This is a genomic window from Campylobacter sp. CFSAN093227, from assembly GCF_012897855.1.
GTDB lineage: Bacteria > Campylobacterota > Campylobacteria > Campylobacterales > Campylobacteraceae > Campylobacter_D > Campylobacter_D jejuni.
The window spans coordinates 600,093-621,910 of sequence record NZ_CP040610.1 but is presented as its reverse complement, the minus strand read 5'-3'; the positions used below and the strand labels follow the sequence as shown (position 1 = coordinate 621,910).

General features: G+C 30.3%; 19 protein-coding genes. 7 read left to right on the top strand and 12 right to left on the bottom strand.

What is annotated here, in order from left to right:
- Nucleotides 1–47 precede the first annotated feature (47 nt).
- The 4 genes from pstB to FBF06_RS03365 are packed head-to-tail and all read right to left on the bottom strand — an operon-like array spanning nt 48 to nt 3,789.
- Complete coding sequence (gene pstB, locus FBF06_RS03380) at nt 48–788, bottom strand: phosphate ABC transporter ATP-binding protein PstB (protein ID WP_002776307.1); 741 nt, start codon at nt 786–788, stop codon at nt 48–50.
- Nucleotides 785–1,873, bottom strand: a complete 1,089-nt coding sequence (gene pstA, locus FBF06_RS03375; protein ID WP_168977538.1) for a phosphate ABC transporter permease PstA — start codon at nt 1,871–1,873, stop codon at nt 785–787. The genes pstB and pstA overlap by 4 nt, the downstream gene beginning before the upstream one ends.
- Nucleotides 1,870–2,784 carry a phosphate ABC transporter permease subunit PstC gene (pstC, locus tag FBF06_RS03370; protein ID WP_100626619.1) on the bottom strand — a complete coding sequence of 305 codons (915 nt, stop codon included), beginning with the start codon at nt 2,782–2,784 and terminating at the stop codon, nt 1,870–1,872. The genes pstA and pstC overlap by 4 nt, the downstream gene beginning before the upstream one ends.
- Before the next feature lie 9 nt (nt 2,785–2,793).
- Nucleotides 2,794–3,789 (bottom strand): substrate-binding domain-containing protein, encoded by a 996-nt coding sequence (locus FBF06_RS03365; RefSeq protein ID WP_002855007.1) that lies wholly within the window; start codon nt 3,787–3,789, stop codon nt 2,794–2,796.
- 179 nt (nt 3,790–3,968) lie between these two features.
- On the opposite strand from FBF06_RS03365, the gene ctf reads away from it, so the two are divergent.
- From ctf to FBF06_RS03345, 4 genes are read left to right on the top strand one after another with little or no spacing between them, the layout of a single operon-like run.
- A complete protein-coding gene (gene ctf / locus FBF06_RS03360; RefSeq protein WP_002852256.1) occupies nt 3,969–4,472 on the top strand; it encodes a non-heme ferritin in 504 nt (167 codons plus the stop codon).
- A 42-nt stretch (nt 4,473–4,514) separates the two neighbouring features.
- Nucleotides 4,515–5,891: an MBOAT family protein gene (locus FBF06_RS03355; RefSeq protein ID WP_002858515.1), complete on the top strand. Its 1,377-nt coding sequence runs from the start codon at nt 4,515–4,517 to the stop codon at nt 5,889–5,891.
- The gene (locus FBF06_RS03350; RefSeq protein WP_002859968.1) at nt 5,892–6,902 is read left to right on the top strand and encodes a GDSL-type esterase/lipase family protein; all 1,011 of its coding nucleotides are present in this window, start codon (nt 5,892–5,894) and stop codon (nt 6,900–6,902) included.
- On the top strand, nt 6,889–8,067 hold the full coding sequence (locus tag FBF06_RS03345; RefSeq protein ID WP_070318300.1) for an SGNH/GDSL hydrolase family protein: 1,179 nt from the start codon (nt 6,889–6,891) through the stop codon (nt 8,065–8,067). The genes FBF06_RS03350 and FBF06_RS03345 overlap by 14 nt, the downstream gene beginning before the upstream one ends.
- Nucleotides 8,068–8,069: 2 nt before the next feature.
- Here the strand turns inward: FBF06_RS03345 and FBF06_RS03340 are convergent, their stop codons facing one another.
- The 5 genes from FBF06_RS03340 to ppk2 all read right to left on the bottom strand — a co-directional run bounded on the left by FBF06_RS03340 (nt 8,070) and on the right by ppk2 (nt 14,698).
- On the bottom strand, nt 8,070–9,440 hold the full coding sequence (locus tag FBF06_RS03340; protein ID WP_052822941.1) for a TolC family protein: 1,371 nt from the start codon (nt 9,438–9,440) through the stop codon (nt 8,070–8,072).
- A gap of 1 nt (nt 9,441) precedes the next feature.
- The gene (locus FBF06_RS03335; RefSeq protein ID WP_002852201.1) at nt 9,442–11,367 is read right to left on the bottom strand and encodes an ABC transporter permease; all 1,926 of its coding nucleotides are present in this window, start codon (nt 11,365–11,367) and stop codon (nt 9,442–9,444) included.
- Nucleotides 11,367–12,539, bottom strand: a complete 1,173-nt coding sequence (locus FBF06_RS03330; protein WP_002852311.1) for an efflux RND transporter periplasmic adaptor subunit — start codon at nt 12,537–12,539, stop codon at nt 11,367–11,369. Before FBF06_RS03330 ends, FBF06_RS03335 begins: the two co-directional genes overlap by 1 nt.
- 78 nt (nt 12,540–12,617) lie before the next feature.
- Nucleotides 12,618–13,808 (bottom strand): M20 family metallopeptidase, encoded by a 1,191-nt coding sequence (locus FBF06_RS03325; RefSeq protein WP_057096463.1) that lies wholly within the window; start codon nt 13,806–13,808, stop codon nt 12,618–12,620.
- 8 nt (nt 13,809–13,816) lie between these two features.
- Complete coding sequence (gene ppk2, locus FBF06_RS03320; protein WP_002852184.1) at nt 13,817–14,698, bottom strand: polyphosphate kinase 2; 882 nt, start codon at nt 14,696–14,698, stop codon at nt 13,817–13,819.
- Nucleotides 14,699–14,792: 94 nt separating this feature from the next.
- On the opposite strand from ppk2, the gene FBF06_RS03315 reads away from it, so the two are divergent.
- The 3 genes from FBF06_RS03315 to FBF06_RS03305 are packed head-to-tail and all read left to right on the top strand — an operon-like array spanning nt 14,793 to nt 18,555.
- Entirely contained in the window at nt 14,793–16,496 is a 1,704-nt protein-coding gene (locus FBF06_RS03315) for a protein-disulfide reductase DsbD (RefSeq protein ID WP_168977537.1), read from the top strand.
- Complete coding sequence (locus FBF06_RS03310) at nt 16,493–17,161, top strand: MOSC domain-containing protein (protein ID WP_002935244.1); 669 nt, start codon at nt 16,493–16,495, stop codon at nt 17,159–17,161. Before FBF06_RS03315 ends, FBF06_RS03310 begins: the two co-directional genes overlap by 4 nt.
- Before the next feature lie 50 nt (nt 17,162–17,211).
- The gene (locus tag FBF06_RS03305) at nt 17,212–18,555 is read left to right on the top strand and encodes a sodium-dependent transporter (RefSeq protein ID WP_168977536.1); all 1,344 of its coding nucleotides are present in this window, start codon (nt 17,212–17,214) and stop codon (nt 18,553–18,555) included.
- Here FBF06_RS03305 and FBF06_RS03300 read toward each other — a convergent pair.
- Genes FBF06_RS03300 through FBF06_RS03290 form a run of 3 tightly spaced genes read right to left on the bottom strand, consistent with a single transcriptional unit; the run spans nt 18,547 to nt 21,801 of the window.
- On the bottom strand, nt 18,547–19,422 hold the full coding sequence (locus FBF06_RS03300) for a 1-aminocyclopropane-1-carboxylate deaminase/D-cysteine desulfhydrase (protein ID WP_002867705.1): 876 nt from the start codon (nt 19,420–19,422) through the stop codon (nt 18,547–18,549). The genes FBF06_RS03305 and FBF06_RS03300 overlap by 9 nt on opposite strands.
- Nucleotides 19,409–20,362, bottom strand: coding sequence for an OmpA family protein (locus FBF06_RS03295; protein WP_002875369.1), 954 nt, complete (start codon nt 20,360–20,362; stop codon nt 19,409–19,411). The genes FBF06_RS03300 and FBF06_RS03295 overlap by 14 nt, the downstream gene beginning before the upstream one ends.
- Nucleotides 20,359–21,801, bottom strand: a complete 1,443-nt coding sequence (locus FBF06_RS03290; protein ID WP_002875368.1) for a MotA/TolQ/ExbB proton channel family protein — start codon at nt 21,799–21,801, stop codon at nt 20,359–20,361. The genes FBF06_RS03295 and FBF06_RS03290 overlap by 4 nt, the downstream gene beginning before the upstream one ends.
- Nucleotides 21,802–21,818: the final 17 nt, after the last annotated feature.

Genomic DNA, 21,818 nt, shown 5'->3' with positions numbered 1-21,818 from the left:
TGGAAATTTTTAATTAATTATATCATCAAATTTCCAAAAAATAAATCTCACCCAAAAGCACCGCTTAAGTAAGCCTTGGTTTTTTCTTGTTTTGGATTTTCAAAAAATTCCTTGCTTTCTCCAAATTCTATAAGCTCACCTAGGTGAAAAAATGCTGTATAATCAGCTACGCGTTTGCCTTGTTGCATATTATGCGTAACCATGATCATAGAAAGATTATGGCTTAATTCTTTCAAAAGCTCTTCAATCACACCTGAACTTATAGGATCAAGTGCAGAAGTTGGCTCATCTAAAAGCAAAAGTTTAGGTTTGATCGCTAAAGCTCTTGCGATACAAAGGCGTTGTTGTTGTCCGCCTGAAAGAGCTAGGGCATTTTGCTTTAATTTATCTTTAACCTCTTCAAAAAGCCCCACTTTTTGCAAGCAATCCACCACCAAAGCTTCTTCTTCATCTTTGTTTTTAATCATACCATGAAGTTTTGGTGCATAAGAGATGTTTTCATAAATGCTTTTTACAAAAACATTAGGTTGTTGAAAAACCATGCCTACATTTTTACGCAAGGCTACTACATCTTGATTTTTAACATCTTTTCCTTCAATTTCCACTAAACCATCGATTTTTGCAATTTTATCATTCATTCTATTAAAACAGCGCAAAAAAGTGGATTTACCACATCCTGAAGCACCGATGAGTGCAGTAATTTTGTTTTGTTCTATTTGCATATTGATATCAAATAAAGCTTGTTTTTTTCCATAAAATAAATTTAAATTTGTTGTTTTTGCTATCACTTTAATTTTCCTTGAAAATATTTTCTTAATAATATTGCACTAAGATTTAATACGACTAAAAGTCCTAAAAGCACAATAATACCCGCTGCGGTTCTTTCTAAAAATGCACGCTCTGGCATAGCCGACCATGAGTAAATTTGAGCAGGCAAAACGCTAGTTGAATCAAAAATCGAACTAGCTACATCAGGGATAAATGCTATCATACCGATAATCATCAAAGGTGCTGTCTCGCCTATAGCCCCTGCTAAAGTCAAAATAGAACCTGTTAAAATCATAGGCATAGCTAAAGGTAGCATAATGCCTTTTACCATTTGAACCTTAGTCATACCTAAGGCATAAGCGGCATTTTTCATGTTAATGTCCACACTTTTTAAAGCTGCCTTAGTTGAAACAATGATAATAGGTAAACTCATGATCGCCAAAGTAAGCCCACCCACTAAAGCACTTGAGCGAGGCATTCCAAAAAGATTGATAAACACTCCAAGTCCTAAAAGTCCAAACAAGATACTTGGAATACTTGCAAGGTTGTTAATACACACTTCTATAAAATGTGTAAGGATATTTTGTGGCGCAAATTCTTCTAAGTAAATTGCCGCTGCAACGCCTATAGGAACACTCACAACCATACAAACAAGCATAACAAGCAAAGTCCCTACAACTGAAGATAAAATTCCTGAATTTTCAGGAGATTTTGAGTCCCCATTTAAAAAGAAATTGCTATTAAATTTAAGCTCTATCTCGCCTTTTTGCATAAGATCATCGACTAAAGTTCTTTGTTTTTCACTAAGGCGATTATATTTTTGCTTCATATATTGATCTACTTCTGAATTTGCCAAAAGCCAAGATTTTTCAGTGATTTGCCCTGTTCTTATCTTTCTTTGCTCAGCACGAGATAAAAGATCATAAGCAGGAGAATTTCTATTAGCCTCTGCAAAAATATAGGTTTGCTTAAAAGCAGGAAATCCAAGATAAGCCACACTTCCTAAAAAGATACAAAGAAAAATTAAATTAATATAAAGCCCCATTTTACAAAGTCTTTTAAAAGACTTTGAAGCTTTTTGTCTTTTTTTAAAAAGTTTTTTCATAAATTTTTCCTTTTGTGAAAGCAATTGATAAGATAAACGCTAAACATATTGATGATTAAAGTGATGACAAAAAGCACCAAACCTAAAGAAAAAGCACTTAAAGCCAAAGAACTATCAAAAGCTTGATCTCCACTTAAAGCTTCTACGATTTTTACCGTTACCGTTGTCATATCTTCTAAAAAATTTAAAGTTAAATTTGGACGCAAAGAAGCTGCCATCACCACTATCATAGTTTCGCCTAAGGCTCTTGAAAGTCCTAAAAGACAAGCTGCAACTATACCAGGAATAGCCTCAGGTAAAATCACGGCAAAAACCACTTCTTTTTTTGTCATACCTAAAGCATAAGCGCCATTAATCCTTTTCTCGCTTACTGCTTCAATGCAATCTTGAGATAAAGAAGCCACTATAGGTACTATCATGATCCCCATGATAAAACCTGCGCCTAAAGCACTTTGAAAGCTTGCTTGTATGCCAAATAAAGAAAAAAACCACACTATAAAAGGCGCTACAACTATAGCCGCAAAAAATCCAAAAACAACAGTAGGAATCCCTGCAATGATTTCTAAAATAGGTTTTAAGTAATTTTTAGATTTTTTGCCAGCAAAAACACCTAAATATATAGCACACATAACCCCTAAAGGTAAAGCCGTTAGCATAGCAATCAATGAAATATAAAAAGTTCCCCAAAAAAGCGATAGCGCCCCAAAAACACCTTGTTTACTCGTGCCATCTGCATTCATAAAAGCTGCATCAGCTGCCCACTGACTTGAGAATAAAAAGGTAACAATGCTTTCTTTTTGAAAGAATTTTAAAGCTTCAATTAAAATTGTAAGCATGATAGCAAAACTTACTATCACGCTTACAAAAGCACATAAAAAAAGTGCAAATTTGATTATTTTTTCTTTTAACAAAGTTTTTCCTTAAAAAACTTTTCCAGCTTTTACAAGCTCATCATTTAAAATTTTTCTATCTTCTACGTGTTTTTGAGAAGCTTTTAATTTATCATCACTCAAAGGAACAAGTCCTATTTTTTCAAGCTCTCCACCACTTTTTGCCAAATCATCACTCATATAAATTTTTGCAAAATCAAAGGCTTCTTTTGGATTTTTCTTAGCATTGATATAAATAAACAAACTTCTTGCAAGTTCGTATTTTTCATCTGCGATGCTTTCTTCGCTTGGCGTAACACCATCGATATTAGCAGCATTGATTTTGTCTGAATTGCTCACTAAAAAGCTATAACCAAAAATTCCAAAAGCATCCTTATCAATAGTAAGTTTGGAAACGATTAGATTATCATTTTCACCACTTGGAATATAAGCACCATCTTGGCGTATGGTTTTATACTCGCTTTTATACTCAGGAATTTTTTTAGACACATCACTCATTACAAGCTCTTCTATAGTATCTCTTGTTCCTGAACTTGATGGTGGACCATAAACACTAATTTTACGATTTGGTAAATTTTTATTGATTTGATTCCAGTTTGTATAAGGATTTGGTATAAGTTTTCCATTTTGTGGAATTTCTTTTGCTAATGCTAAGAAAAGTTCTTTTTTTGTGATATTTAATGGAGCATTGGTTTTATTTTGAGCTAAAACTATACCATCATAACCTATCATCATCCCTACTATATCAGTTACCCCTGCTTTTTTGCAAGTTTCAAATTCACTTAATTTCATAGGTCTTGAAGCATTGGAAATATCAGTAGTTCCTTCACAAAATACCTTAAATCCACCCCCTGTTCCCAAGCTCTCTACTATAGGAGTTTTTGTATTTTTGATCGAAGCATATTCTTCAGCTACAAAAGAAGTAAAAGGATACACAGTCGATGAACCTGCGATTTTTAAATCTGCTGCATTTAAAGCACCACAAAGTGCAAGACTTGCCACACTTAAAGATAGAATTTTTTTCATTTTTTCTCCTTAACTTTAAAAAAGCAATGGAAGTTTAAAAAAACTTGGAAACATTTTGGAAACATTTTTTATTTTGTATTTTTCTTAAATATAATTTTTAACTATCAAAAAATTTAGCTTGTTTTTAAAAAAATAATATATCATTATAAAACATTTTAAATTTTAATAAGGAGATAAGAATGCTTTCTAAAGAAGTTGTAAAATTACTCAATGAACAAATAAACAAAGAAATGTATGCAGCAAACTTATATCTTAGTATGAGTTCTTGGTGCTATGAAAACAGTCTTGATGGAGCTGGAGCCTTCTTGTTTGCACATGCAAGCGAAGAAAGCGATCATGCTAAAAAGCTTATCACTTATCTTAATGAAACAGATTCTCATGTAGAGCTTCAAGAAGTAAAACAGCCTGAACAAAATTTCAAATCTTTACTTGATGTTTTTGAAAAAACCTATGAACATGAGCAATTTATCACAAAATCAATCAATACTTTAGTTGAACACATGCTAACACATAAAGACTATTCTACTTTTAATTTCTTACAGTGGTATGTAAGCGAACAACACGAAGAAGAAGCACTTTTCCGCGGTATAGTTGACAAGATTAAGTTAATCGGAGAACACGGAAATGGACTTTATTTAGCTGATCAATACATCAAAAATATTGCATTAAGCAGAAAAAAATAATCTTTGCCCTACTATGGGCAAATCTCGCTTTGGATTGAAGGTATGACTTATTTTTCTCTAGAATTTAGTATTTTAATGATAGCTTTTTTTGCTATTTATTGGACTTTTAAAAATGATTATAAAATACAAAATATTTTAATTTTAATTTTCTCTTATATTATTTATATTTTAATCAATCCTTATTTCGCCTTAGTTTTATTTATATATACCTTTTTTATACACTATTTTGCCTTGCTAATTTTTGTGCGTCGCAAGCGTTATATTTTCGCTACTTGCATGGCTTTTATTATTTTAAATTTATGTTTTTTTAAATACTTTCCTAGCATCAAAGGAAGTGTTGATGAGATATTAAATTTTTTCGGTTTAGAATTTTTAAATATTGATTTAGTATTACCAATAGGAATTAGTTTTTATACCTTTACTTCTATCACCTATCTTGTAGAAGTTTATCAAAAACGCCGTTTAGAAAGTTTTTTAAATTTAGCAACCTTCTTATCATTTTTTCCAACACTACTTTCAGGGCCTATTATGCGAAGTTCTTTTTTCTTTGAGCAGGCCTATCAAAAACGCGAATTTAAACATGCAAATTTAATCATCATCTTGCTTGTTTTTGGTATAGTTAAAAAAGTTTTAATAGCCAATTACCTTGGAATTTATGCTAAAAGTATTTTAGACTTTCCACAATCTTATAATTTCATACAACTTTTAAGCGCAATTTACGCCTATGCGATTCAAATATACTGCGATTTTAGCGGATATGTTGATTTAGTTTGTGCTTTTGCTTTAATGTTAGGTTTTACCCTTCCATCTAACTTTAACATGCCTTATCTTGCAAAAAACCTAAAAGATTTTTGGGCTAGATGGCATATCAGTCTTTCAACCTTTATAAGAGATTATATCTATATACCTTTAGGGGGCAATAGAAAAGGAATGCCACGCACTATAGTTAACATACTCATCGCTTTTATACTTTCAGGTATGTGGCATGGCAATACACTTGCTTTTATTGTTTGGGGTTTATTGCATGGTATTGGCATAGTTTTTATACATTTGCTAGCTTTAAGCAAATTTAGTTTACAAAAAATTCCAGCTTTAGGAAGATTTTTAACCTTTCAATTTGTATGTTTTACTTGGATTTTCTTTTACTATAGCAAAAATCTAGAAGATGCAATAGAATATTTTAAAGCTTGTTATTATAATTTCTTCCAAATTCCATCTTATAACGATATCTATATGTTGGTTGCTTTTGGGGTTCTTTTTATGATCTATCCTTTATTTATTAATTTTAAAGAATATTGCATTAAGATTTTAAATCTTACTCCATTTTTACTAAAACCTTTTATCATAGCTTTTATTTTACTTTTGGTTTTTGCTTTTATGCCAGATGGAATTCCTGATTTTATTTATTCGAGTTTTTAGATGAGTGTGGTTAGATTTTTCTTTATTTTGATTATAGTGCTTGGCTTGGTTGTTGTAGTTATGAATCAGAGCATTAGCTCTTATATAGAACAAAAATATCACTTTGCATTCTATCCTCATAATGATCTTTTAAAAGAAGCCAATGGCTTCAAAATTAAATTAGAACAAATTCGTGCAATTTTAAGCAACGAACCCTTGCCTCAAACTAATGAAGAAACTACAAATCAAGAAAATAAATCAATAGATGAAAACTTAAGTAAAATAGATAAAGTTCTAAACACTTTAGAAAATGATGAAAACACTTCTCATAAAGAAACAAATCCAACCTTAATCCGAGATGCAAATATTAGTTTTATCGACAATACCAAATTAGAACTACAAAATGGAGATGAGTTTTTATTTATCGGAGATTCTTTAATGCAAGGTGTTGCAATAGCCTTAAATAGAGATTTAAGAAATTTAAATCTTAAGGTAACCGATCTTAGCAAACAAAATACAGGCCTTTCTTATAAATCCTATTTTGACTGGTCAAAAGCCACCAATGAAGCTTTTATTAAAAACTCAAATATTAAATATCTTGTTGTTCTTCTTGGCGCTAATGATCCTTGGGATATTAAAAAAGGAGGAAATTACCATCGTTTTGGCTCCCCTTCTTGGATAGATATTTACACAAGTCGTGTAGATGAAATCATTAAAATCGCTAAAAAACATAAAGCCAAAGTTTTTTGGTTTGAAATCCCTCCTGTAAAAAAAGAAGATTTGAACAAAAAAATACAAGTGCTCAATAAAATTTACAGCGATGAAATTCTTAAAAATAAAGAAATTTTTATCAACACTAAGCTATTTTTTAGTGTCAATGATGAATACTCAGCTTATATAAAAGATGAAAACAATAGAAGTATAAAAGTAAGAACAGATGATGGGGTTCATTTTACTCCAAGTGGCGCAAGAGAAATGTCTAAACTTTTATTAGAACACATAAAACTTAAGGAAGAAAATGCTAGTAAATAAATTTAAAATTATCTTATTGTTTTTTATTATTTTTACTAGCTCTTATGCACAAAATTTAAATACAAATGACACAATAGATTCCATACTCAATCAAAACAAAAATCACTCTGCTTTAACAAGTTATGTATTAAAAAAAGATCTTAAAAATCTAGAAAAAAAATTAGAAAAAAATCAAAACATAGGAATTAGAATTTATGGAGATTCTCATATGGCGGCTGATTTCTTTCCGCGTGTCATAAGAGGATATTTAATCCGCTCTAACTCTATAGGTTTTGCCTATCCTTTACAGCCCAAATATCAACAAAATCTTAATCTTGTTTATTCTTATAAAAACTTTGAAATTTTAAACTCAAGAAATCCTGCTAATGCTGGACATAATTTTCCATTAGGTGGGATAATAGCCAAAGCAAAAATCAAAGGCGCAAAAATCAACCTTGATACAACCTTAGATAAAAAAAAATTCAAGATAGGATTTTTATTTAAAGCCAAACAAAATACCAATGCTTTTAGCATCAAAGATGCAAAAAACCAAAGCTATGAGTTAAGAACTACACAAATTAACAAATGGTCTTATAAAGAACTAGAACTTGATCTTCCTTTGCAAATTTCAGCCTTACAAAAAGATGCTGAGCTAGGAGGATATTTCATCACAAATAAAGATAATAATGTTTTCTTAGATACCATTGCAATCAATGGTGCCAAAAGTGATTTATGGCTCTCTTGGAATCAAGAAGTTGTAAAAAAAGAACTAGGACTTTTACACAATGATTTAATTATTCTTGCCTATGGTTCTAATGATGCACTCTTTAAAGGGTTTGGAAAACAAAAATTCAAAAATAATTTAAAAAAATGGATTAGTATTTTAAAAACTTACAATAAAAACGCTGTTATCATGCTAATCTCTCCACCAACTGTAGTTCAAAAACAAGGTAAAAACTACAAGCTTGCTCCTGATTTTTTTACCATACGCAAAGCATTATATGAAGTTGCTAAAGAAGAAAAAACTCTTATTTTTGATATGCATCAGTTTATGCAAGATAGTGGGGGAAAAAACAAATGGATAGAACAAAAGCTTTCGCTCAATGATGTACATCTTACTATAAAAGGCTATGAGCTAATGGCTAAAAAGTTACTCGAGGATTTAAAAAATATCATCGATTATTAAATTTAATACTTAGGAAATTCTAAGTTTTTATCATTAAAACTTAAAGCTGTGATTTGATAGTAAGAATTAATGGTTTTTAAAAGATTAAATCTAGCTCTTAAAAATTCTTGCTGGGTAGAATTTAAAGTATTGTTTGCATCCAAATAATCTTTTAATTCACTTTTTCCTAAAATATATTTTTCATAATACGCCTTAGTGATAAGCTCTTGTTTAATGTTAATATTTTGCAAATTTTGTAAAAGCAAGGTGTCGCTTTGATAATCTTTATAATTCAATGCAAATTCATTCATCGCACTTTGCAAGGCTTGCTCATAAGAAATTAAAAGTTGCTCATAGGTAAATTGTGAAATTTTGATATTTTGCTTTACTCTACCATAATCTAAGAAAGGTAAAGAAATCTTAACATTGCCACTTAAAATTTCAAATTTAAAACTATCATCGATTTTTTTATCACTTCCGCTTAATGCTCCACCTAAAGAAATACTAGGCAAAATAGATTTTTGCATGGAAGAATAATCCTTAAAGGCTGATTTTAAGCTATTGAGTTTAGATCTCACATCTGCACGGTACGCTAAAGCTTTTAAAGGTATATTAAAATCAGGACTTAAGGTTTTAAAATCATTTAAAGATAAAGTTTTAAAATACTCTATGTAAGCAAAACCTTCTTGCCTTGCCAATAAATCTTGTAAATTTTTTATGAGCAAATTACGATTTTGATCATTGCTTAATAAATTTTGTTTAGCTCTTAATAAGCTTTGTTCTATGTTTAAAAGATCTAATTCTTCTATTTTTCCAAGCTTGTATTTATAGTTATAAAGCTCTTTCATTTGTTCTAAATTTGAAAGATAAGCTCGAAGCAATTTATCTACATCGTTAAAATAAGCCAGCTCAAACACATCATTTAAAGCTGTATTGATCATACTTATTTTTAAATTTTCAAGATCATAAGCACTTGCTTTTGCACTAAATTCACTCGCACTTGCACTATCTCTTAATTTGCCATAAATATCAAGCTCATAGCTTAAATTTAAAGAATTATTGAAATTTTTACTTTGTTTGCCTGAATTTAAATCTTTATCCGCACCAAAACCCAAATTTCCACTTAAAGTCGGATATAAATCATAATCAATCAAATCAGCTCTAGCCAAAGCCGAAAGCAAAGTTTTTCTAGCAATATTAATATCACTATTATTCAATAAAACAAAATTTAGAAATTCATTTAATTTTGCATTATCATAAGATCTATACCAATCATAAGTAAGATTTAAATCTTTCATTTGTTCTTGGGTTAAATCAACTTCTTTAGGCAAGCTAAGTTTTGCACCACAAGCGCTCAAGAAAAATGCTAAAAAAATGCTAAGTATTATTTTCATTTTATTCCTTTGATAATGCACTAATAGGATTTAAATTTGCTGCATTTCTTGCAGGGAAAAAACCAAAAACCACACCGATAAACATAGAACTTAAAAGTCCCAAAAGCACAGAATAGGCATTTAAAATCATAGGAAAATCCGTACTTAAAGTATTAAAAGCAAAAATAACAAAAATCGATAAAATCACACCTAAAATCGCCCCTATAGTACAAATCATAACCGCTTCGATTAAAAACTGCATCATAATATCTTCTCTTCTAGCCCCTATAGCCATGCGTATGCCTATTTCTCTTGTTCTTTCACTTACAGAAACAAGCATGATATTCATCACTCCTATACCCCCAACAATCAAAGCAATCACAGCCACACAAGCGGTAAGTATGGTTGTAGTGCGTTTATTTGCTGTAATAGCTTGCTTAAAAGTGTCAGAATTAAAAGTAAAAAAATCCTTTTGTCCGCGTTTAATTTCTAAAATTCTTATAATAGCATTTTCAGCCAAAGTTGAACTCACATCATCTTTAACCTTAACTATGATTTCACGCAAATTTCTATCTCCTGTAAGCTTATTCATCAGTGTTGTATAGGGTATATAAAGACGTACTACATTATCTTCTATAGGCTTGTCTGTATCTTTTTGCAAAACTCCTATAATCTTAAAAGGTTGAGAATTAAAAAGCACCACACGACCTAAAATATTTTCACTTTTTTCATCAGGAAAAAGATTTTTTTTAGCATTAAAATCCAATACAGCAACATTGGTACTATTTTTTACATCATCATTATTTAAAATTCTTCCCGCATCTATCCTTAAACCTTCTATAGCAAAATTATTTACCCCTACTCCTTCAGCTCTTGCGCTTAAAGAAATATTGGTATAAGTTGCCACTCCTGAAGTATTTGAATGAGCATCAACTGCTTCTAAATATTCTAAAGATCTTAATGTTTCTAAATCACTAAAATTAAGCCTTGTTTTACCCGAACGCAAATCCCCAAATCCTTTTCCAGGGCGAATTTCAATAGTATTTGTCCCAAGTCTTGCAATAGACTCAAGCACTTTAGCTTGAGAGCCTAATCCTAAAGCTACAACACAAACTACAGAAGCAATACCTATGATGATTCCAAGCATAGTTAAAATAGAACGAAGTTTGTGTGCAAGTATGGAAGAATAAGCTATCTTAAAACATTCAAAGGCTTGATTTTTAAGCAAAGTAAGTGTTTTTTTCTCTTTGGGCATTGTTTTTAAAATAAGTTTTTCTTGAGCTTTTTCCTTTTTAGTATCGCTTAAAATTTCTCCATCTTTAATCTCTATAACCCTTTTAGCTTGTGCTGCAATTTTTGGATCGTGAGTTACTAAGACTATAGTATGACCTTGCTCGTTAAGTTTTTGTAAAATTTCAAGCACCATAATACCGCTTTTACTATCCAAAGCTCCCGTTGGCTCATCAGCCAAAATAAGCTCTCCGCCATTGATTAAAGCTCTTGCTATAGAAACGCGTTGTTGCTGCCCTCCGCTTAATTCGTTTGGCTTAGAATCTAACTTGTGAGCTAATTCTAAATCATTTAAGAGTTTTTTAGCATTTTGACTTCTTTCTTGTAAATTTTTTCCCGCATAAACTGCAGGTAAAGAAACATTTTCTTTAGCACTCAGCAAGCTTAAAAGATTGTATCTTTGAAATATAAAGCCTATTTTTTCACGCCTTAATCTTGCTTTTTCATCATTATTAAGTTTAGTGACTTCATACTCATCAAAAACATAAGTTCCACTACTTGGTGTATCTAATGTTCCTATGATATTCAAAAGTGAAGTTTTACCACTTCCACTTTGTCCTATAATAGCAACAAATTCACCTTTTTCTATACTTAAACTTACATTTTTTAAAATGGCATTTTCGCCTATATTTTTGCAAATATTTTTAAGAAAAATCATTAAAATCTCAACTTCATTTTAGGAGCTAAACCATCAGCACTTGAGCTTACTATCAATTCTTCATCTTCATTTACACCTTCTAAAATTTGAGTATTGATAGAATCTTTAATGCCAAGTTTGACATATTTTTTAACAGCTTTTTGATTTTCCAAAATTTCAACATAATAGCCTTTTGGATCGCTTTTAATTGCATAAGTTGGCACTGCTAAAACAGCCTTTGCACTTGCTACGACAATTTCATTTTGTATACTCATACCAATACGCAAAAAATCATCTTTATTGGCTACATAAAATTTTGCGTAATAATAAATAGCATTTGATGAGCTTGAGCTTGAAGAACTCGAACTTGATGAGCTTGAGCTTGTACTAGAATCACTCACTTCAGTATCAGCTGGATCTATACTTGCAATCTTAGCATGATAAGTTTTTTGAGGATCATTAAGCAAAGAAAAATCAAGCTCTGTTCCTACTTTTATCTTACTCACATCAGCCTCTGCTATTTCCATTCTTACTTCCATTTCGTCTAAATTAGCTATACGGACTATAGTAGGAGTGTTTTGATTAGCATTAACTGTTTGTCCTTCATCTACAGCTACATTAATCACAACACCATCCATAGGAGCAGTAATGGTTGTATAACCTAAATCTTTTTGTGCATTTTTAAGAGTGATTTCAAGCTGAACTACTTGAGCATTAAGCTCTGCAACATTGGCTTTTAAAGTATAATAATTATTTTTTTGAGTTTCTAAATTTTCAAGAGAACTTGCTTTAGCTGCATAAAGTTTTTGCTCTCTTTGATATTGCTTATTCGCAATCTCAAGGGCAACTTTTTTACTCTCTAAATTAGCCTTAGCACTTTCAAGCTGAGCTTTTGTAATATCTAAATCGTTTTGTTGTTTATCTTTATCAATTTGAGCGATCAAATCACCTTGCTTTACATGAGTTCCCACATCAACATAAAGTTTTATAATTTGTCCACTAACTTGAGCACCCACATCGACTTGATCTTTGGCATATACCTTTCCTACTGCCTCTATGGTTTGAGATATATCTTTTTTTTGTATTTTTTGAGTTAAATAGCTGATTTTTTCATCATTATTAAAAAAAATAAAATAAGCCCCAACACTTCCAAGTATTGCAATTAAAATGATTAAAACAATCTTCTTTTTCATAATAACAAATCCTAAAGAAAAATCAAGATTAAATTTTACTCATTTTTTGTGAATTTTTTGTGAATTTTTAATTCTATTTTATAAATTTAAAAATTCTAAAGCCATCATCACATCACCCTGCATTAAAACTTTTAAATTTTCATCATCCCAACAAAAAGTAGAACTATGATGCAAAGCTGGATGATTTAAATCCTTTGAAATTCCAACAAATACATAAGCCCCCATTCTTTCTCGTGTTAAAAAAGCAAAATCTTCAGCCCCCATGTCAGGTTTAGAAGAAACAATGATATTTTCTTCTCCTAAGACCTTTGCAAAAGCTTTTCTTGCTATTAAAACAGCTTTTTCATTATTAATCAATGGAGGAAATTCTTTAGTATATTTAAGCTTATAATCTCCGCCATTGGATTTTGCTGTAGCAGCAGCCACTTCTTCTAAAGAACTTTTTAAAATATCTTGCGTTTTATCATTTAAAAAGCGCACAGTTCCTTTTAAATAAGCATTTGTAGGAATAACATTATAAGTAGTTCCTGCACAAATTTGACCTACGGTAATCACCCCTGCTTCATAAGGGGCTAAACGTCTAGAAATAACACTTTGTATATTATTTACAAATTGCGTTGTCATAATTATAGGATCTATACAAGTGTGCGGATGAGCTCCATGCCCTCCTCTGCCAATAAATTCCAAATCAAAAATATCCGTTCCAGCCATCATTTCACCACTTACAATTTGAGCAGTATTTTCAAGCAAAGACCCCCATAAATGACAACCAAAAACTGCATCAACATAAGGATTTTCCAATACACCTGATTCTATCATAGGTTTAGCTCCACCGCTTCCCTCTTCTGCGGGCTGAAACATAAATTTAATCGTGCCACAAAATTCATCTTTAAGCTCATTTAATATCAAAGCAGCTCCCAAAAGCCCTGCTGTATGTCCATCATGTCCACATGCATGCATCTTACCATCAATTTTTGAAGCATAGCTTAGATTAGTTTTTTCTTGCACAGGCAAAGCATCCATATCCGCTCTTAAAAGAACACATTTTGGTTTTTTCTGACTCTTCTTTTTTCCTTCTATAATAGCTAAAATTCCTGTTTTTGCAATATTTTTTTGATATTTAATGCCAAACTCATCTAAAATTTTACACACTAAATGGGCTGTATTTTCTTCTTCAAATTCAAGCTCAGGATGCATATGAATTTGATGTCTTAAATCAACTACTTTATCATAGTACTTTAGTGCTAAATTTTCAACCAGCTTTTGCATTCTTTTCCTTAATCTAAATCTTTTATTTTCTCATCTGCTTTTTTACTGTCAAGTTTTTCCAAATTCGCCTCCATTTTTCGTATTTCTTCTTCTCCACTACGCACTAATTTTGCATCAATTTTGGAAAAATCTCCAGTTTTTTTATTTGGATATTCTACCTTAGAAAGTATAAAACGCAATAAATTTAATCTTGCTTTTTTCTTATCATCAGAAGAAATAATAGTCCAAGGACAAGTTGGAGTATTAGATGCTAAAAGCATAGAGTATTTAGCTAAAGTATATTTATCCCATAATTCTTGCGATTTTTGATCCACAGGAGATAATTTATATTGTTTAAGTGGATCGCTTCGGCGTTTTTCAAAACGTTTTTTTTGCTCGTCTTTTGATACTGAAAAATAAAATTTAAAAAAAATAATATCACTATTTGAAATCATATTTTCAAACAAAGGCACTTCTCTTAAAAAATCTTTATGTTGTTGCGGTGTACAAAAACCCATAACCGGTTCTACTCCTGCGCGATTATACCAAGATCTGTCAAAAATCACAATCTCACCGGCTGAGGGCAAATGTGCTATATAACGCTGAAAATACCACTGTGTTTTTTCCACATCACTAGGTTTTTCAAGAGCCACAACGCGGCAACCACGCGGATTTAAATGCTCAATCAAACGTTTAATCGCCCCACCTTTTCCAGCCGCATCACGCCCTTCTATAAGTATAAGAACCTTTAAACCCTTGGCTTTAACATGATTTTGAAATTTCAAAAGCTCAATTTGCAAATTCTTTAAATCTTTTTCATATTCTATTGTACTTTTCTTTCTTTTAACAGAAACATAAATTTCATTCTTTTTAACAACCGCTTGCGCTTTTGGAGAATTATTTTCTTGCATTTTCAAACCTTTATAAAGTATTTAAAGTAAATTTACCATAATAAATTATAATTGAAGTTAAAAATAAAGGAAAAAATAAGTTTTTAGGAAATTTATGCGTATTTTTGGTATTATTTTATTAAGTTTTTGTTTATGTTTTGCTTCTATATTATCTTTAAATGAAGCTTTTAATGTAAAATCAAACTCTTATAATAACTCTATCTCAATTGATATTGAACTTGGAAAAGATATTTATCTTTATTCTAATAAACTTAAATTATATATAAACGAAAAAGATATAAGTTCTTTGATTAATCTACCTCGAAGTTCTACAAGAGGTAATGAAAATGTTTATTATCAAAAATTAAATTTAGCTTTGCCAAATTTATTACTAGAGCGCTTTGCAAAAAATACCACAAATTTAATCAAACTCGAATTTCAAGGCTGTTCTGAACAAGGCTTGTGTTATAATCCTCAAACTTGGTACTTTGATCTCATTTCTAAAAAAGATGCTTTTGAAATTTCAAAACCTTACAAAGCTCAAAAAACAGATAAAAAAACTAAAATTGAATCTGAAGAAAGCTCTATAGCAAATTTTTTAGCAACAGATAACTTTTTTTGGATTTTGCTAAGTTTTTTTGGCTATGGACTTTTACTCTCCTTAACACCTTGTATTTTACCTATGATTCCGATTTTATCTTCTCTTATCGTAGCAAAAAGTAATGCTAAATTTTCAAAAAAATATAGTTTTTTTCTCTCTTTTATCTATGTTTTTTTCATGTCTTTAGCCTATGCTATTGCTGGAGTTATAGCAAGTTTTCTAGGAGCAAGTATTCAAGGAATTTTACAAAAACCTATTATTTTAATTCTTTTTGCTCTAATTTTCATAGCTTTTGCTTTTGCTATGTTTGGAGCTTTTCGTTTTGAATTGCCATTAAGATTTCAAACCTTTATACATAAAAAAAGCGAAAAAGGGAAGGGAGTTGTAGGTATAGCCATCATGGGATTTTTATCTGCTTTAATAGTAGGTCCTTGCGTAGCAGCTCCTTTAGCAGGTGCTTTAATTTATATAGCCAATACAGGCAATGCTTTATTAGGTGGTAGTGCACTTTTTATCATGAGTTTTGGCATGGGTATACCTTTGCTTTTCATAGGCTTAGGATTAGGTTTTATTAAACCTGGTTTTTGGATGGAAAAAGTAAAAATTTTCTTTGGTTTTGTTATGTTGGCTATGGCTATTTGGATACTTTCTAGAATTATTGAAGAAAATTACATTTTAATTGCCTATGGAATTTTAGGTGTATTTTTTAGTGTTTTTATGGGAATTTTTGAAAAAAGTTTTACAATAATTTCTAAAATTAAAAAAAGTATTTTAATTCTTATTTTAGCTTATTCTCTAAGTATTTTCCTAGGAGGACTTTTTGGGGCTAAAAATTTCTTAAATCCTTTAAATTTCAATACTATATCTGCCTCAAAACATGCTTTAAGCTATGATTATATCAACAATTTTGAACAATTAAAGCAAGAAATACAAACAAATACAAAGCCTATAATGCTTGATTTTACTGCATCTTGGTGTGAAAATTGCAAACTTTTAGATGAATTAACCTTTAGCGATGAAAGAATCATACAAAAAATGCAAAATTACAAACTTATCAAAGTTGATGTAAGCGAAAATAATAATGAACAAATTAAAACCATGAAAGAATTTAATGTTTTTGGCCCACCTGTTTTAATTTTCTTTGAAAATGGAAAAGAAAAATTAAAAATCACGGGTTTTATCAGTGCTGATGATTTATTAAAAAAACTAGAACCATGAAAATTCAAAGTTTGCAAATAGGGAAAATCAAAAACTATAAAAATTTCCAAAGCGCATTTATTAAAGATACTTACCTAGAAGAAATACAAATTGATTTTCTAGGTATTTTAGATGATCAAATAGCTGATAAAATTCATCATGGAGGCTACTATAAGGCTATTTTTGCCAACTCTTGTCAAAACTATCCTATATGGGAAAGATTTCTTAATAAAAAGCTAAATTTTGGCTCAATGGGTGAAAATTTGAGCATCGATGGGCTTTGTGAACAAAATGTTTGCATAGGTGATATACATCAATTTTCAAATGCAATACTGCAAGTAAGCGAACCTAGAAAACCTTGTGTAAAAATTTCTAAAATTCACAATAATCCAAATTTTACACATGAAATTTTTAAAACGGGCTTGAGTGGATGGTATTATAAAGTTTTACAAGTTGGACAAATACGAAAGCATGAAAACATTAAAATTTTAGAAAAAAATTCTACTTCACTTAGTGTATTTGAACTCAATCAACTTTTTTACTCCCCGCATCAAATTCTTAAGCAAAATCCGAATTTATTAGATAAATTAGAAAAATTAAACTCTCTCATATCTCAAAATTGGCACGAAACGATACACAAACGCTTAAAAAATACTTACGATATAAGCTATATGGATAGCTTATAAGTTTTTAAAGTTATTTTTAGGTAAAATAATTCTTTTTCGAAAGGATAATCATGCAAAGACAAACATGGAGTAGCACACTAACTTATATTCTAACAGTTGCTGGAGCAACCATAGGATTTGGAGCAACTTGGCGTTTTCCCTATCTTGTAGGAGAAAATGGTGGCGGTGCTTATGTATTAGTTTTTTGTATAGCCATGATTATCATAGGCATTCCTGTTATTTTAGTTGAAAATGTCATAGGCAGAAAAGCGATGACAAATAGCGTAGATGCTTTCAAACAAAAATGGCAAAGTATTGGATATATGGGACTTTTAGGAAGCTTTGGCATAATGGCTTACTACATGGTACTTGGAGGATGGGTTTTAGTTTATATTTGGGAATTAACCCTAGGGAATTTTAGTCTTGTCAATGTAGTAAGCAAAGAATTTACTCATCAGTTTTTTAACGACAAAATAGCCTTCAATCCTTTAGGAGTTGGTATTTTTACCACTGTTTTTGTAATTATTAATTATATTATTTTAAAAAGAGGCATTATAGATGGTATAGAAAAATCCGTAAAATTTTTAATGCCTTTATTATTTATCTGTCTTATTATTGTTGTAGGACGCAATTTAACCCTTGATGGAGCTATGGCTGGAGTTAAATTTTATCTTGAACCTGATTTTAGTAAAATTTTATCACCAAAACTTTTAATCGATGTTTTAGGACAAGTCTTTTTTGCTTTATCCCTAGGTTTTGGGGTAATGATAACACTTTCATCTCATCTTAATAAAAATGAAAATATGGCAAAAACCGCTATTTATACAGGGGTTTTAAATACTATCATAGCTGTTTTGGCTGGTTTTATGATTTTTCCAGCACTTTTCTCAGCGGGACTTGCTCCAGATAGCGGGCCTTCTTTGGTTTTTGAAACTTTACCTATAGCATTTTCTCATATCCATTTTGGCACCATTGTGTGTATTTTATTTTTTGTCTTACTCTTGATTGCAGCTTTAACCACAAGCTTGCCAATTTATCAAGTTATTATTAGCGTATTAGAAGAAAAATTTAAATATTCTAAAAATCTTTCTATTAACCTAACTCTAGGGTTTATCTTCATACTTGGCAATCTTCCCTGTATTCTAACTTATGGGCCTTGGCGTGATATTGTTATCATCAAAGGAAAAAACATTTTTGATAGTTTTGATTTCATTAGTGGAAATATTTTGTTTGTTTTAACTGCATTTTTTTGCTGTATTTATGTAGGTTGGATTTTAGGCAAACAAGAAAGTCTAAAAGAACTTAGCAATAACAATACACTTAAAAGTTCATGGTTTGGAATTTGGTTTTATTATGTAAAATATATAGTACCTTTGATTATTTTAATCATTTTTATCTATGGAATTTTAAACTGATTTTTTAAATTTATATCTCTCTAGCATAGTGGAATTTCCTAAAATTCCACCTTGATGTATATAAAGCAATGGTTTTTTCCACTCTTGTTTTAATGCTATACTTAATCCTAAAATATCATACAACAAGTCAAATTCTATATTGCACTTTAACTTTAAATCCATATAAAGCTCATAAAATTCTTTATACGGCTTAGCAAAGTGATATTTTTTATCACTTGTTAAAAATTCTAAATTTGAAAAATCATAGCTTGGATCTAATGTTAAAATTTGTTTTTTAAGATATTTAATATCACCTACACAAGCGCAAGTAAATACTTTAAATTTAGAATACTTTGCCAAAAAAGCTGCCGAAGTGCCTGTACCCGAAGGTAAAAAAATATCAAAATCAAGCTTTAAACTTTGACTTTGCATTTGAATTTCTTGAGCAAGTTCCATATAGCCATATTGAGCTTCTAAATTAGCTATACCTTGTTCTATAAAAACATCATCTTTTTTACACAAAGACAAAGCAAATTGCTTTAAGGATAAAGAATAGATATTTTCTACAAAATCAACACCATTTTCTAAAGCTAAAGCATAGTTTCCACAAGGATTATTCTTAAGAAAAGTAGAAATTTTTTCACAAGCAAAAACAAGCTTATATGATCTTTGTTTAGCAAAAATACTTAATGCCGCCAAAGCATTACTTTGGCTTCCTCCATAACTTACAAAAGATTGATTTTTAGGATATCTTTGATGGATATAAAAAGCAAGTTTCCTAGCTTTATTTCCATTAATTTCCCCTAATAAATCATCTCTTTTAATATAAAATTCAAATCCGTTAAAATTGATTTTTTGTATAGGACTAATTGTTTTAATGAAATTCAAAGAATTTTTCTACATCCTTTAAAGCATTATCATTTTTAATGCTAAATTTTATTTCTATGCGACGACTCTTATCCTTATCTTCAACTCCGTTGACAAACACAGGATCTGAAAAAGAACGTCCACTTGCCATTAAAAGCTTTTGAAGCTTATCACTCTTATAAAAAGTATAGATAAAATTCATCACCTCATAAGCTCTTTTTTGCGACAAATCTAAATTATAAATATAAGATCCATCACTATCAGTATGTCCTTCAATAATGATATTTTCAATGTTAGAAAAAATTTTTGGATCTTCAAGAATAGCATCAAAATATTCGCTTAAGATTTTTCTCAAACTTGCCTTTGCCTCATTTTTTAACACATAAGAATCTTTATCAAAAAGTACTTCAGCAGGCAAAGAAATAGATCCTGTCTTTTCATCTATAGTGATATTATTATCAAGCTTACTTTGTAATTCCTTGCTTAAATTTTCACGAATCAAACCAAGATTTTGCACCTTTTCTTTAGCTTTTTGAAAATCTTCTTGTAAATTTTTAAGCTCTTCATCTTTTTTCTCTAGTTGACCTAGTAAAATCAAAATTTGCTTATCTTTATTATCTAAAGTTGAGTTTAAATCTTTACTTAACTGCTTGTAATTTGTAATATTAGCCTCTAATTCTGCTTTTTGAGAATTAGCAAGATTTAAAGCACTAGAAGCATTGTTTAAATCAGAACTTAGTTTAAACACTATGGCTTCTTTATTTCTAAGCTCTTCTTTACTCTCCTCTAAGCGTGTCTCTTGTTTATTGAGATTATCTTTAATTTCTTTTAAATCACTTTGAGTTAAAACATATTTTACAACAATAGCACCTATTAGCAAAATAAAAACAAACAGCAATCCTGCCATTAAATCAGCATAAGCTATCCAAAAATTGCTATCTTCTTTTGACTCATTTTTCATTTATTTTCTTTATCTTCATTTTTTAGCTCATCATTGCTTTCTTGCTTAGATATTTCTGCTTGAATTTCATCTTGATTTTCTTCAGTCTTAGACTCTGAAAAATCTTCTATTTGTTTGGTTTCATTTTCTTTATTCTGATTTTCATCCCCAGAAAGCTTGCTCATCATTTGACTTGTTTCTTCATCAAGTGCTTTCATTTCTTTTTTAAGCTCATCCATCATTTTGATTTTAGCATCAATACTTTTTTCTTCTTCATATACTTCTTTAAATTTATGCATACCTTCAAACAAGCTTGCTTTAAATCCCTCAAAAACCTTTTCTTGACTTTCCAACATTGCTTTTTCATAAAGTTCAAAATTTTTACCAAAACGCTCTATTTTTTCATCAAATGCACTTAGCGTCTTATCAAGATGATGAATTTTATCACTACTGATATCAAGCAAGCGATTATATTGTTCTGACATTCTTGTATTGATTTCTTTTAAATTTTGATTGAGCAAACCTATACCATTTAACATTTCACTATAAAGCTTTCCAAGATCGCGTTGATCTCTTTGTGCTTTACTAAGCTCACCCATGGTTTGTTTGATATGTTCACTACTTAATCTAATAGCCTTTTCTTCTACATTTAGCATATCTTGGAAAATACCAAATTTTCTATCAATAGCATGATCAAGCTCTGCAAAAAAATCATCATTACTAACTTGTTTAAAAATTGCTCCAATTTTTTCAAAATGTTGCAAACTTTCAGTTAAATATCTTTGATCAAGCTCTTCTTTTGTCCAAAAAAATCCACTTGTAGCGTTTTTTTGACGATTTAGCAAACGATCTATTTTGCTTTTACCATATTTTTCAAAAAACATCCACCATAATGCAAGAAAAATTCCATAAATTGAAACATAAAAAGCAGTTCCCACTCCACTTAACAAATCTGCAATTTCTTGTTCTAAAGCGGCTGTATCACTAGAACTAAAATTTGGCATTGAAAAAGCTATACTGATAAAAGTTCCTAAAATTCCCATCATTGGAAAAATTGCCGAACCTATACTAGCAAAATTCTCATTTCTTGCACCTTTAATATATACATAAGCAAAGTCATCAAAATTGGCATTTGATTTCGTGTCTTTCCCTATGGCAAGAAAATGCCTCATAATATGTCTTTTTAAAGCCTGTTTAAATTCATCTTTTTGTTGTTCAAAAATACTATACGCATACTCAGCACTATGTCTAGCAAAAATCAATGCTGTAAAAAAAATCACACCTGTCATAATAACCGTATGTAATTCGACCTTAAAGTCAATTACATTAAAATAACCCAATAAAATCAAAATATAAAGAAAAGCTGGAATAAAAATAATTTTAAAATAAACCAAAGAACCTCTTGCATCTTTGCCTTCAGGCAAAACAAGTTCTGAAATTTCATCTGATTTAATATCCATGAAACCAATACCTCATT

What these genes read in the sequence shown, in the direction of transcription:
- FBF06_RS03365 (WP_002855007.1), bottom strand. Translation starts at nt 3,789, where the DNA reads ATGAAAAAAATTCTATCTTTAAGTGTGGCAAGTCTTGCACTTTGTGGT.
- ppk2 (WP_002852184.1), bottom strand. Translation starts at nt 14,698, where the DNA reads ATGCAAGAAAATAATTCTCCAAAAGCGCAAGCGGTTGTTAAAAAGAAT.
- FBF06_RS03295 (WP_002875369.1), bottom strand. Translation starts at nt 20,362, where the DNA reads ATGAAAAATGAGTCAAAAGAAGATAGCAATTTTTGGATAGCTTATGCT.
- pstA (WP_168977538.1), bottom strand. Translation starts at nt 1,873, where the DNA reads ATGAAAAAACTTTTTAAAAAAAGACAAAAAGCTTCAAAGTCTTTTAAA.
- FBF06_RS03310 (WP_002935244.1), top strand. Translation starts at nt 16,493, where the DNA reads ATGAAAATTCAAAGTTTGCAAATAGGGAAAATCAAAAACTATAAAAAT.
- ctf (WP_002852256.1), top strand. Translation starts at nt 3,969, where the DNA reads ATGCTTTCTAAAGAAGTTGTAAAATTACTCAATGAACAAATAAACAAA.
- FBF06_RS03350 (WP_002859968.1), top strand. Translation starts at nt 5,892, where the DNA reads ATGAGTGTGGTTAGATTTTTCTTTATTTTGATTATAGTGCTTGGCTTG.
- FBF06_RS03355 (WP_002858515.1), top strand. Translation starts at nt 4,515, where the DNA reads ATGACTTATTTTTCTCTAGAATTTAGTATTTTAATGATAGCTTTTTTT.
- FBF06_RS03315 (WP_168977537.1), top strand. Translation starts at nt 14,793, where the DNA reads ATGCGTATTTTTGGTATTATTTTATTAAGTTTTTGTTTATGTTTTGCT.
- FBF06_RS03305 (WP_168977536.1), top strand. Translation starts at nt 17,212, where the DNA reads ATGCAAAGACAAACATGGAGTAGCACACTAACTTATATTCTAACAGTT.
- FBF06_RS03335 (WP_002852201.1), bottom strand. Translation starts at nt 11,367, where the DNA reads ATGATTTTTCTTAAAAATATTTGCAAAAATATAGGCGAAAATGCCATT.
- FBF06_RS03340 (WP_052822941.1), bottom strand. Translation starts at nt 9,440, where the DNA reads ATGAAAATAATACTTAGCATTTTTTTAGCATTTTTCTTGAGCGCTTGT.
- FBF06_RS03345 (WP_070318300.1), top strand. Translation starts at nt 6,889, where the DNA reads ATGCTAGTAAATAAATTTAAAATTATCTTATTGTTTTTTATTATTTTT.
- FBF06_RS03330 (WP_002852311.1), bottom strand. Translation starts at nt 12,539, where the DNA reads ATGAAAAAGAAGATTGTTTTAATCATTTTAATTGCAATACTTGGAAGT.
- FBF06_RS03290 (WP_002875368.1), bottom strand. Translation starts at nt 21,801, where the DNA reads ATGGATATTAAATCAGATGAAATTTCAGAACTTGTTTTGCCTGAAGGC.
- FBF06_RS03325 (WP_057096463.1), bottom strand. Translation starts at nt 13,808, where the DNA reads ATGCAAAAGCTGGTTGAAAATTTAGCACTAAAGTACTATGATAAAGTA.